The following is an 11,801-nucleotide window of genomic DNA, read 5'->3' as shown; positions in this document are numbered from 1 at the left end:
TAACTGTAGCTACTGGAGCATCATAGACTGGATTGTCTGCTTGAACTAGCGATTCGCCGTTAACACCGCCCGTGTACTCTGGCAAAGCAGGCTCAACTGGAGCTGTGTCGCCAGCTGTACCTACTTGAGCATCATAGACTGAATTCTCCACTTGAACTAGCGATTCGCCGTTAACACCGCCTGTGTATTCTGGGAGGGCGGGCTCAACCGGAGCCGTGCCACTAACTGTAGCTACTGGAGCATCATAGACTGGATTGTCTGCTTGAACTAGCGATTCACCATTAACGCCGCGCGTGTATTCTGGGAGGGCGGGCTCAACCGGGGCTGTATCTCCTGCCGTTCCTTCCGAAATTGTATAGCTAGGATTTTCTGTTTGTACAGTTGATTGGCCATTAACGCCGCCGCTATACTCTGGCAAAGCTGGCTCTTGTAAGCTTTCACCTTTTGCCGTCTCTATAGTTGGATTTGATGGCTGAGGAGCTGGAAGCTTCCCTGACTGCCCTGAATCATTTGCAGCAGGATTCAGCTGATACAGCAACCCGGCCTGAGCAGCTCGATCAATAGAGTCAGAGTCCTCTTTTGCAGCTTCTGATAATTCTGCTTGTCCTCGAGCTTCTTGACCAGCTGACAGGGAGGCCGGCTTGTTCTCTGTCAAAGTACGCAAATCAGAAGCTGTAAAGTAACCGATATAGTTATGGCCTGCAATGGTCACATCCGCCTCAGAAACTGTTGACGAAACCGCAACTTGACGGTTATAGGAAAGCAATTCCCGATTTTCTAGCGCAAACGTTTGAGGAGACTGTAATACAGTCTGTCCCAAGCTGCCTAGCAAAAGCACTCCTAGTAATTTGCCAGATTTCTTTCGTGAGAATACCAAGACAGCCAAAATAGCCGTTCCCGCAAATAAGCCGAGAAGCGGCTGACCATTATTTCCTGTACGCGGCAAGACAGCTTGCCCATCTTGCTTCCGATAAATCAGGTAATAGTTTTCCCCTGTTTGCAGATTTTCAGGCAGACCTTTCTTAATCAGCCCTTTTTCCTGTTCTGTTAGCTCTTGCTCTTCAACATAAGTATAGTGAGCAGTCGCACCGCCTCCTACTTCATCTGCAGCAACTGGCGAACTGGACAAAGAACTCCCAAAAATCAGAGCTGCAATAGCAACTGAGCCCACACCGACAGACAATTTGCGAATCGAATATTTCTGAATTCGCTCCTGCACTTTTTCAAAACGTTTCACTTTATAAATCCCCTTTTTCCTAAAATGTATAAAGCTAATCTCCCATTATCTCCCTAGCCAACTCCCCAGCAGGCTAAAAAGATGTGTTTTATACATATAGTATTATCATATATCTTTTAGGAAATTTTTACAATAGATTTTGCTTAAAAAAACAATTAATTTTTGTAAAAGCAAATAGAAAAAATCACTTTGCTCTTTATAGCGAATTTCTTTTATTTAAAAGGCTGGTCAAAGCGGCTCTCTTTTTTGACTACATTTACCCAATGGCCTTCTAGAAAACATAAAAAGAACAGCATTAGGCTGCTCCTTTTTATATGTTTACAAATCTTCCAAGGCATCTTTCATTTTGTCGAAGAAGCCTTTTTTCTTAGGATTGACCGAGATATTGCCTGCTTCCGCAAATTCTTTGAGGGCCGCCTTTTGACGGTCGTTGAGGCCAGTCGGTGTCACAACATTGACAGTAACATACTGGTCACCCATGTTTCCACCACGCAGACTCGGTGCTCCCTTACCACGCAGACGGAAACGCTTTCCAGTCTGTGTTCCTTCTGGAATATTCAGCTCAACATCCCCGTGAACAGTTGGAATATCAACGCTGTCACCAAGAGCTGCTTGGACAAAGTTGAGATTGAGTTTGTAGTAAATGGTAGAGCCATCTCGCTCAAACTTATCACTCGGCTCAACTTGGACCACGACATAAAGATCACCATAAGGGCCGCCATTAAAGCCTGCCTCACCTTGACCAGACAGACGGACCTGCTGACCAGTTTCCACACCAGCAGGGATTTTGACCTTGACGCTGTGAGCCTGTTTTTCATGCCCCGTTCCATGACAGGTTTCACAAGGACTTTTGATTTCTTTTCCTCGACCGTGACAGACATCACAGGTCACTTGCCGACGCATCATGCCAAGCGGTGTCTGGGTATCAACATTGATGACACCTGAGCCATGACAGCGGCCACAGGTAACAGGACTAGTCCCTGGCTTGGCACCAGACCCAGCACAGGTATGACAAGTCGCTTCACGGTTATACTTGATTTCCTTCTCAGCCCCGAAAATGGCTTCTTCAAAGCGGAGATTCACACGATACTGAAGATCGTCCCCTTGGCGCGGAGCATTAGGATTACGCGAAGCACCGCCACCAAAGAAGCTAGAGAAGATGTCTTCGAAGCCACCAAAGCCGGAGCCATCAAAGCCACCGAAGCCGCCTGCACCGCCGCCAAAGCCACCATTAGCTCCCGCTGCACCGTATTGATCATAGGCTGCCCGCTTTTGTTCGTCGCTCAGCGTTTCATAAGCCTCTTGGACTTCTTTGTATTTATCCTCCGCCCCAGCTTCCTTGTTAATATCGGGGTGGTACTTTTTAGATAATTTCCGATAGGCTCTCTTAATCTCATCCTGAGAAGCATTCTTAGAGACACCTAGACGGTCATAATATTCTGTATTGTTCATGTAAGATACCAAGACCGTAAAATTCGACTGAAAAATAGGAAATCAGGCGACGGAGCGATGCTCCTAGGCTGATTTCTCTTTTTTCCGAGAATTTAGGTCGGGTTCAGTTCCTTTCTTTAAATTTTAGAAAATATTAATCAGAGGGTATTTTCAAATTCATGCTTCATTTCAGCAAACTCTTCTTCTGATAAAGCGAATATCAAGTCCTCTTCCGAATACTGATTCCGTTCTTTAAAATAGTTGTCAGCATTATCTACCAAATCTAGACTAAGAAGCACTTTTCTCGCAAACGCTTGATGTGCAAAGCCAACAGCTGTAATGATGTTCTTATCTTGCAGAACAGCTTGAGCTTTGAAATTTTCACGCGGAAGAAATTCAAAATAGTCAAAAAAGTTTTGCCAAATCCCACCAGTAAATTTAGTGTCCTTCAATAAACCTGCTTTCGCCAATAAAATGGGAGCTGATGAAATAGCTGCAATTAAAACTTCTTGCCGCTTCAAACTTCTTAGGAAAGAAATCAATTTTTCATCATGCAAAGCAGGAGCAATATTTATCATCCCTGGCAAAATGACACAAGAATAGTCTTCGATGACCACTTCATCCAATGTTCTAGTAGGTTGACAGGGAAGTCCATCTTCCGATGTTATAACATTTCTATCTGAACCAACATAATCAACCTCAACACCAAAAGATAGAGCTAAAGTACTGGTCAGACCAACTACTTCATAAAGTGAAAAATTAGGATAAATTAAACAGAGCACTTTCTTCATAAGCGTCACCCTCTAGTTTAGCGAAAAACAGAGGCTGGGTTGCAACCTCTGGATTTCTTCCTATCATTACGACGTGAAATTTTCAAAACAATATTTTTCGAAAAATTTTTGACGCGGTAGCTGATTGGATTTTAGGTTCGTCTTTCAGACTCCCAAAAATCCTAATCATCCTCGCGGGGGTTCGACTACGAACTAAAAACTTTCAATTTTTAGTTCTGTCTCACCGCCTATTTCTCAGTAAACTCTCCGTCTACGACATCGTCGTCTGCTTTAGTTGAGCCCGCGTTTTCAGCACCTTCAGCTCCTGCTTGGGCTTGTTGAGCCGCAGCAGCTTGCTCATAGAGTTTCACTGCCAGTGCTTGAGCTTTTTCGTTAAGAGCTTCCAATTTCGCTTTCATGTCGTCCAAGTTATTATCTTCTTGCGCTTTCTTAAGTTCATCAAGAGCAGCTTGGGCAGCGTCACGCTCTGCGTCGAAGCCTTTGCCTTCAGTTTCCTTGATGGTCTTTTCAGTCGCAAAGATAGCTTGGTCAACTTCGTTACGAAGGTCAACTTCTTCCTTACGTTTCTTATCTGCTTCAGCGTTCGCTTCTGCATCCTTCATCATGCGGTCGATTTCTTCGTCAGTCAGACCGCTGTTAGATTGGATAACAATGTGTTGTTCTTTTTGAGTTCCAAGGTCTTTAGCCTTAACAGATACGATACCGTTCTTGTCGATGTCAAAGGTTACTTCGATTTGAGGGATTCCACGAGGAGCAGCTGGGATATCTGTCAATTGGAAGCGTCCCAGAGTCTTGTTATCTGCTGCCATTGGGCGTTCACCTTGAAGAACATGGATATCAACGGCTGGTTGGTTGTCCGCTGCTGTAGAGAAGACTTGTGATTTAGAAGTTGGAATCGTTGTGTTGCGGTCGATCAGCTTAGTAAAGACACCCCCCATTGTTTCGATACCAAGTGACAATGGTGTTACGTCAAGAAGGACAACGTCTTTGACATCACCAGTAATAACACCACCTTGGATAGCAGCACCCATGGCAACTACTTCATCAGGGTTCACTGATTTGTTTGGTTCTTTACCAGTTTCAGCCTTAACAGCTTCTACAACTGCCGGAATACGAGTTGAACCACCAACCAAGATTACTTCGTCAATTTCTGACAAACTCAAACCTGCGTCAGAAAGAGCACGACGAACTGGTTCTTTAGTGCGCTCTACTAAGTCACGAGTCAAATCGTCGAATTTAGCACGAGTCAGAGTCATTTCCAAGTGGAGAGGTCCAGCGTCGCCAGCTGTGATAAACGGCAAGCTGATTTGAGTAGAAGTTACACCTGAAAGGTCTTTCTTAGCCTTTTCAGCTGCATCTTTCAAACGCTGAAGCGCCATCTTGTCATTTGACAAGTCAATGCCGTTCTCTTTCTTGAACTCAGCTACCATGTGGTCGATAATCTTTTGGTCAAAGTCGTCACCACCGAGTTTGTTGTCACCAGCAGTTGCCAATACATCAAAGACACCATCACCCAACTCAAGGATTGAAACGTCGAAGGTACCACCACCTAAGTCAAAGACCAAGATCTTTTCTTCTTTATCTTGTTTGTCAAGACCGTAAGCAAGGGCTGCTGCAGTTGGTTCGTTGACGATACGTTCTACTTCAAGACCAGCGATTTTACCAGCGTCTTTAGTCGCTTGACGTTGCGCATCGTTAAAGTATGCCGGTACTGTGATAACTGCTTTGCTTACTTTTTCACCAAGGTACTCTTCTGCATAGCCTTTCAAATATTGCAGAATCATAGCTGAGATTTCTTGCGGAGTGTATTCTTTACCGTTAGCAGCTACTTTTTCAGAAGTTCCCATTTTTGATTTGATGGAAATGATTGTATCTGGATTTGTTACTGCTTGACGTTTTGCCGCATCACCAACGATGATTTCGCCATTTTTGAATGACACTACAGATGGTGTTGTGCGATTTCCTTCTGGGTTTGCGATGATTTTGCTTTCAGTTCCTTCAAGAACTGCAACTGCTGAGTTTGTTGTACCTAAGTCAATACCAATAATTTTAGACATGTGTTTTTCTCCTTAAATTTTATATTCTATTTTCTTTTTGATACTCTTCTTAGGTGGCGGCGCCGTCAGAGCTTGACTTTATCAATCTCTTTGACTAAACTTTGAGCCTAAGGTCTCAAAGTTTGCGCGAATAGCGCCACGGCGAAGAGTATCGTCTTTGGTTCGCTTCGCTCACTATTGCAAAGCTGAACAATTTTTTATATTTCTTTCATAGTTTATTGTCGTTTCGGACAAGATTTTTCAAGTTTTCTAGCCTAGTTATAGACCACTACCATTGCTGGTCTAAGGATACGGTCATGAAGTTTGTAGCCTTTTTGGAAGACCTGCGCTATAGTGTCAGCTGGGTGCTCATCGTCAGCTGGAACGGTTTGAATGGCCATGTGATAGTTATGGTCAAAAGCTCCGTCAGCTGGGATTTCTTCGATACCCTCTTCTTTGAGAGCATGAATCAAGCTTTCCTGCACCATTTCCAGTCCTTTTTTGACATCATCTGTCAGACCTTCAACGGCAAGCGCGCGCTCCAGATTATCTATCGAAGGCAAAATAGCTTTTGCCAAATCCTGACTGCGGTATCTTTGCAGCTGCTGGCGTTCTTCATTCGCTCGTCGCTGGATGTTCTGCATTTCTGCATGAGCACGGAGATATTTGTTTTCGAAATCTTCTGCTCGCTCATTGGCTAATTCTAATTCTGATTTTTCAGGGCTAGCTGATTCAGCTTGCTCAGCTGTTTCTACAACTTCCTCTTTTACTTCTACATCTTCTGGATGTTCTTCTTGTTTATGCTTTGCCACAAGGCACCTCCTCTTTAGGAATATTTATACTATATTTAATGGACTTCGTAGTGATTACTGCTAAGGTATCGATAGAAATCGGTCAGCTTCATGGTCAGCACGCGGTTGACGACATTCATCTGACTGACCAGCCGTTGGTAGTCAAGATTGACCGGACCGACAACTGCCAGCACCCCAAATCCTCGATAAGGAATCAAGAATTTGCTGGAAATCAGCGTCAAATCAGCCAAACAGTCTTCTCTACTGTCTGCCACGCGCACGCTTTGCATCTGATCTTCAGCCAAACTATCGCGAATTTCAAAGGCTACTTTCTGCGGGTCATCAAAAAACTGATAAGCCGTCAGGTCTGAAAATTCCAAAAGCTGAACCTTGCCAGACAGAATCACATTTTCCTTGAAAATATCACCAAAGATATGCTCAAAGAGCTGGATGACATTGTCCGTCGTAGTGAAATAGCGTTGGATAATCTGCGGAATTTCCGTCCGAATCTTGTAATGGATGTCCAGCACTGTCTGACCCAAGAACCGCTCCCTTACCAGGCCTTTAAGCCTATCCAGGTCTTCTCTTAGGAAGTTGCGCGGAATCATAAACTGACTGGTGATAGTATTGGACTCATCCAAGGTGAAAACCGCCAGAGCCGTATGCTGACTGAGCACAACGATATCAAAAGCTGTCAAGCGCTGCCGACTGGGTTCTACATCCAATGCAACAACCGTGCATCCACTGAGCTTGGTCAAAAGATCTGCTGCCTGTTGAAGAATGTCCTCCAAGTTGAAAAACTCATGGTCAAAGGCTTTGATAACTTCATAGAGTTCATTCTCAGCGAGACGATCAAAGGACAGAGAATGCTTGACAAAGTATTGAAAACCAGCCACGCTAGGCTTACGGCCGCTGGACGTATGCGCCTTTTCCAGAAGCCCCTGCTTTTCCAAAGCCGCCATATCATTTCGGATAGTGGCACTGCTGGAATTGATGGAATCCTGCAGGGCTTTGGAGCCGACTGGCTCGTGAGTCTTGGTAAAGATATCAATAATCAAATTCAAAATCTCATTTTGACGCTCCGTGACCACGGCATCACCTCCAATCAAGATTCTGCTGTCGATTAGCACTCGATTACCCTGAGTGCTAACTCATGATTCTATTATACACTCTTCTACTCCAAAGTCAAGACAAAAACTCAAAAAATTAGCACTCTTTTTACAAGAGTGCTAAAAATCAGTCTAGCGACCTAGATTAGTCGTCCAAGATTTGCAAACGGCGCATCAAATAGAAAGAAATTCCTGCAAAAAGAAGCAACCAAAGTAGCAGAGCCAAAAATTCTCCGCTCCATAACTGGAAATGAGACCAATCTTTCATATAACTACTAAAGAGGCCCATAAAGCTATAACGCAACACCTTAAATAACTCCTCGCTCATATTTGAAAACATAGGAATAAATGCAGCCAAGAGCATGGCTGGAACACTAAGGGATTGTGCCATGACCTGATTTTTACAAAACAGACCAACCATTAAAAAGAAGAAAATTAAGACCAGCATGGTCAACAAGAGAACCAAACTATAGCTGAACAGATGATTAGAAAGCTTAGCTCCCACCAAAAGTGGGGTAATGACGATATAAAAAATCCCAATAATCGCTGGCCAGATTAAAGCAGAGAGAATGTATTGACCAGCTGTCACACCAGCCAAGCGCAAACTTTGCAAATTACGTTTTTCTCTTTCCTCAGCTAGGATGATGATGATAGGTGTCCCAACTGACATGGCTAGAGAGAAAGGCAAAGAGATATTCAGTAATAAAGTAGCTAGTTTATCAGCTCCAATTTCCTGCTCCGCTCCATTCAGAGAAAAAATAAATTTATAGAGAAAAATGAGGAAAATCGGCATAAAAACCTGCAATAGAATACTTTTATTAGCCAGGGTAACTTGACCTCTCAGCCAAATCATACCTTTGAATTTATTAGACATTTAAGGTACCTCCTGTCAACGTGATGAAAACATCTTCCAAAGTTGGTTCGCAGGAATGAATACTGATAACATTGGACAAATCCAAGCCTCCTTGCAATTCCTCAAAGGCTACCGTCTTCGTTGTCAAATCTACATATTCTAAACGAACCTTCTTATCTGTATTGTACTTTTGGATTATCTCATGCGGACTGCCCACTTCGACTAATTTTCCTTTACTGAGCAAGGCCAAGCGATCACACAAAAGAGTAGCTTCCTGCATATCATGCGTCGTCAGAAAAATAGTTGTCCCCTGCGCTTTTAGTTCCAGCAGCAATTCGTGAATGGTGCGAGAGGTTGACGGATCCAAACCACTGGTCGGCTCATCTAAAAAGAGCAGTTTGGGCTGATTAATCAAGGCACGGACCAGTAACATGCGCTGCTTCATACCCGTAGATAGTTTTTCAGCCACCTTGTTGCGGCTATCATAAAGCCCCACTTTTCGGAGAAGTTCATCTACTTCTGTCATATTAACACCAAAGAGCATAGCATAAGCCTTGAGATTTTTATAAAGTGACATTTTTTCATAAAAACCGCTGCCATCGCTGACAATCCCAATCTGCTCCAGCACTTCTGTCTTTAAATCCTCAACCGGTGCAGACAGCACATGAGCTGTCCCAGCATCTGCAGACAACTGTCCAGTCAAGATATTGATGGTCGTGGTTTTACCAGATCCAGAAGGCCCTAGAAAGCCAAAAATCTCTCCCTCTCGGATGGAAAAATCGATTCCTGCTAGGGCTTCTTGTTCCTTGAATTTCTTTTTCAAGCCTTGCACTTCAATAATGGTCTTTTTCATTGTTTTCCTCGCTTTCACAACAGTATTTAACAAAACTGCAATCAATCTTTCAGTTCCTGCCTCATTTTCCAAAAACGCAAGGCAATATGGACCAGCTGACAGAACAGAATAAGCAATATAAGACAGTCTATTGCTAAGATTGACTTGAATAATAGACTTGCTTCCAAACTCTTCTGGAAAATATCTAGAAGGAGATAGGGAGTGACACACAAAACCATGATGGCTGGTAAAAACCGCCATACAAGCAAACGCTTGACCATTTCTAGCTTAGACCAAGCATCGTTATATATCTCAAGATCACTGTCTGCATCAATCTGAGAAACCGGCTTGCGGAAATAAGAAAATTGATTAAAGTTTGTAATATGCTTCCAGCCACAATCCTCAAACAGTTGGTAATAGGATTCTTGCTCCGCCTTCTTTATGGGGCGAAAATCTAATTGATAGGCCACTTCCTGAGGCGGACAGGCTTCAAATGTATAACGAACCGCAACAAGAAAGGGAGAATAACTTACTTTTTTCAATTTCCAGCCTTGGCTATGCATTTTTTTAAAATAAGCTGCTTCTCTGTCATAGTCTGCAATGGTAAAGATTTTATAGACAATTTTCTTTTCCATCAAACTTCCTCCTTACTGTTGCGGTAAAGGCGCTCAATCCGCTGGATTTCCAACTCTAAAATCTGGCTTCCAAGCTCCGTGATAGAATAGAGTTTTCTCTTTTCTTCCTCACGAACAAAGGCAATCAGACCATCTTTTTCCATCTTTGCCAAGGTTCCGTACATGGTTCCCGGGCTGATAGATAGCTGCCCTTCTGTCAATTGCTTGACTTTTTGAGTAATACTGTAACCGTGCCTCTCTTGCTGAAGACAGAAGAGGATATAAAAACCTGTCTCTGTCATTGGCACATAGACTCTCCTAAGCTTTTCTGTCAATCCACTCATCTTTTCATCTCACTTTCACCTCGATATATCGAACCTTGATATAAAAAATTATATCGCAGTCCGATATAGTTGTCAAGGTTTTATAAATATTTTTTACAGAAAGTGATCCATTTTTATCTTTCAATACTTGTAGTTGATTTAATCAGAAGCTAAAAGGATTAGAGACCTGCCTCCTGATAAGTCAGCATAAAAAAAGCCAGGAACACCTGACTTACTTGTTTATTTCCCGGCTGCTTTAAGCAGAGCAATATATTCTTCCAGAACCAGATTGTGCTTCTGCATATACTGGGCATTCTCCACACCGACATAGCGGTAATGCCAGTTCTCAAAATCAACTCCAGTAATGTCACTCTTGCCATCTGGATAGCGAAGGACAAAGCCATACTGCGGAGCTAGTTGGGCAATCTTGGCTGCCAATTCATCCTCCTGACCTTCTGGAGCGCTCATATCAATAGCCAAGCCCGTTTGATGCTCACTAGCACCTGGAAGCTGCACCTGTTTCAGCACAATGCTGACGGCCTCTTCATTTGACAAGCCTTTGGCGACTTCCCCAGCAACTTTTTCGTTATAGAGTTCTTCCTGCTCCGCTCGGCTGCGATAGCCAGAGATTAAAGTTTCTTCAGGAGCTATCGCTTGGGCTGCTGCTAGGAATTGCCGAGTATTTTCAGCAATGCGGCTGTCCACCTGAATCTCTCCAATCTGAGTCAGATCAGGTGTCTTTTCTTCTTGCTGGTTGTCACGATTGACCAAAATCAAATTCCAGTCAGTAGAAGACACCTTGGGCAAATCAGACTGCGAACTCTCTGAGCTAGAAGAGCCCTTCGTAGCAGAACTGCTAGACGAACCCGAAAACTGAATCTTTGCAAGCAGTTCTTGTAACAAGGACGGACGGAAATAAATCGCCGTTCCTCCAGCTGCCAGACACAAGACGATTAACAACAAAAACGTTAACCCAATCTTCTTAGACTTTGATTTTCTCTTTTCTCTGCGATGTTTAGCGCGCTTCAACTTCTTCCTCCATTACTTTGGCACCGGTCTCACGATAAGACATATCTCCGATGCAAGCTACTGTGAATTTACCGTCTTCATAGTCTACAACCGTCACACTGCCATTGTCCAAACCATGAGGCTGAGTTCGATTGATTAGATAGACAAAGGTTCCGATGGTCATGCCGTGGCTGACTACAAGAGCATTGCCGCCACCAGCAGCTTCCAGCTCCTCAGCTATGGCTGAAAAACCTTCCCAGATTCGGCCGCTGAGCTTTTCCCAGTTTTCCGCCCAGCCAGCTGTATCGACTTCTACAAGACCTTCTGCTAGCTCAGCATAGCTGAGCTGATGGACATGGTCAATGTTGAAAACCCGGGGCATTACCCCCATAAAGAGCTCCCCATCATAACCACCATCAAAACTGCCAAAACACCATTCGCGAATCCGCTTGTCAAAGGTATAAGGAATCTGACCAGTCAGACCCAGCTCCTCTAGAATAATGCCCATGGTCTGAATAGTTCGGCCGCTGTCGCTGGAACGGGCCAATTTGAAATCAAGCCCAGCTTCTCTCAGACCAATTCCCAACTCATGAATACCACGTTCCCCGATTTCAGTCAAAGGGGTATCAGACCAGCCTTGAGCCCGGCCGATAGTATTAAACATGGTTTTGCCATGACGAACCAAGTATAATCTTGTTTTTGCCATTTCATTTCCTCCGTTATTCTTTTCATATTATACCATTTTATGAAGAAATTGGCGCCATCTGGCTTTCAAA

The 11,801-nt window shown here is 43.7% G+C and carries 12 protein-coding genes; all 12 read right to left on the bottom strand.

Translation table 11 applies throughout. From position 1 onward, the window contains the following. Positions 1–1,237, bottom strand: a 1,237-nt coding sequence (locus QZ169_RS03155; protein WP_295504850.1) for a YSIRK-type signal peptide-containing protein, incomplete at its 3' end; no start/stop codon positions are given. A gap of 318 nt (positions 1,238–1,555) precedes the next feature. Continuing rightward, entirely contained in the window at positions 1,556–2,689 is a 1,134-nt protein-coding gene (gene dnaJ, locus QZ169_RS03150; RefSeq protein WP_295504849.1) for a molecular chaperone DnaJ, read from the bottom strand. Positions 2,690–2,826: 137 nt separating this feature from the next. Further along, the gene (locus QZ169_RS03145; protein WP_295504848.1) at positions 2,827–3,459 is read right to left on the bottom strand and encodes a DJ-1/PfpI family protein; all 633 of its coding nucleotides are present in this window, start codon (positions 3,457–3,459) and stop codon (positions 2,827–2,829) included. A 227-nt stretch (positions 3,460–3,686) separates the two neighbouring features. Beyond that, positions 3,687–5,516 carry a molecular chaperone DnaK gene (gene dnaK / locus QZ169_RS03140; RefSeq protein ID WP_002905346.1) on the bottom strand — a complete coding sequence of 610 codons (1,830 nt, stop codon included), beginning with the start codon at positions 5,514–5,516 and terminating at the stop codon, positions 3,687–3,689. A 254-nt stretch (positions 5,517–5,770) separates the two neighbouring features. Further along, entirely contained in the window at positions 5,771–6,307 is a 537-nt protein-coding gene (gene grpE, locus QZ169_RS03135) for a nucleotide exchange factor GrpE (protein WP_002927775.1), read from the bottom strand. 35 nt (positions 6,308–6,342) lie between these two features. Beyond that, entirely contained in the window at positions 6,343–7,377 is a 1,035-nt protein-coding gene (hrcA, locus tag QZ169_RS03130; RefSeq protein ID WP_295504847.1) for a heat-inducible transcriptional repressor HrcA, read from the bottom strand. A 163-nt stretch (positions 7,378–7,540) separates the two neighbouring features. Further along, entirely contained in the window at positions 7,541–8,269 is a 729-nt protein-coding gene (locus QZ169_RS03125) for an ABC transporter permease (RefSeq protein ID WP_295504846.1), read from the bottom strand. Further along, positions 8,262–9,101, bottom strand: a complete 840-nt coding sequence (locus tag QZ169_RS03120; protein ID WP_295504845.1) for an ABC transporter ATP-binding protein — start codon at positions 9,099–9,101, stop codon at positions 8,262–8,264. The genes QZ169_RS03125 and QZ169_RS03120 overlap by 8 nt, the downstream gene beginning before the upstream one ends. 41 nt (positions 9,102–9,142) lie before the next feature. Beyond that, positions 9,143–9,715, bottom strand: a complete 573-nt coding sequence (locus QZ169_RS03115) for a DUF2812 domain-containing protein (RefSeq protein WP_295504843.1) — start codon at positions 9,713–9,715, stop codon at positions 9,143–9,145. After that, positions 9,715–10,038, bottom strand: coding sequence for a PadR family transcriptional regulator (locus QZ169_RS03110; RefSeq protein ID WP_295504841.1), 324 nt, complete (start codon positions 10,036–10,038; stop codon positions 9,715–9,717). The genes QZ169_RS03115 and QZ169_RS03110 overlap by 1 nt, the downstream gene beginning before the upstream one ends. A gap of 219 nt (positions 10,039–10,257) precedes the next feature. Beyond that, the gene (locus QZ169_RS03105) at positions 10,258–11,046 is read right to left on the bottom strand and encodes a D-alanyl-D-alanine carboxypeptidase family protein (RefSeq protein ID WP_295504840.1); all 789 of its coding nucleotides are present in this window, start codon (positions 11,044–11,046) and stop codon (positions 10,258–10,260) included. Then, the gene (locus QZ169_RS03100; RefSeq protein ID WP_295504839.1) at positions 11,033–11,731 is read right to left on the bottom strand and encodes a histidine phosphatase family protein; all 699 of its coding nucleotides are present in this window, start codon (positions 11,729–11,731) and stop codon (positions 11,033–11,035) included. The genes QZ169_RS03105 and QZ169_RS03100 overlap by 14 nt, the downstream gene beginning before the upstream one ends. Positions 11,732–11,801: the final 70 nt, after the last annotated feature.

The organism is uncultured Streptococcus sp., assembly GCF_905372115.1.
GTDB lineage: Bacteria > Bacillota > Bacilli > Lactobacillales > Streptococcaceae > Streptococcus.
The sequence above is the reverse complement of the archived record's forward strand: the minus strand, read 5'-3'. Positions and strand labels throughout refer to the sequence as shown.

Coding starts and splice junctions, on each gene's coding strand:
- dnaJ (WP_295504849.1), bottom strand. CDS start 2,689: ATGAACAATACAGAATATTATGACCGTCTAGGTGTCTCTAAGAATGCT.
- QZ169_RS03145 (WP_295504848.1), bottom strand. CDS start 3,459: ATGAAGAAAGTGCTCTGTTTAATTTATCCTAATTTTTCACTTTATGAA.
- dnaK (WP_002905346.1), bottom strand. CDS start 5,516: ATGTCTAAAATTATTGGTATTGACTTAGGTACAACAAACTCAGCAGTT.
- QZ169_RS03125 (WP_295504846.1), bottom strand. CDS start 8,269: ATGTCTAATAAATTCAAAGGTATGATTTGGCTGAGAGGTCAAGTTACC.
- QZ169_RS03120 (WP_295504845.1), bottom strand. CDS start 9,101: ATGAAAAAGACCATTATTGAAGTGCAAGGCTTGAAAAAGAAATTCAAG.
- QZ169_RS03115 (WP_295504843.1), bottom strand. CDS start 9,715: ATGGAAAAGAAAATTGTCTATAAAATCTTTACCATTGCAGACTATGAC.
- QZ169_RS03110 (WP_295504841.1), bottom strand. CDS start 10,038: ATGAGTGGATTGACAGAAAAGCTTAGGAGAGTCTATGTGCCAATGACA.
- QZ169_RS03100 (WP_295504839.1), bottom strand. CDS start 11,731: ATGGCAAAAACAAGATTATACTTGGTTCGTCATGGCAAAACCATGTTT.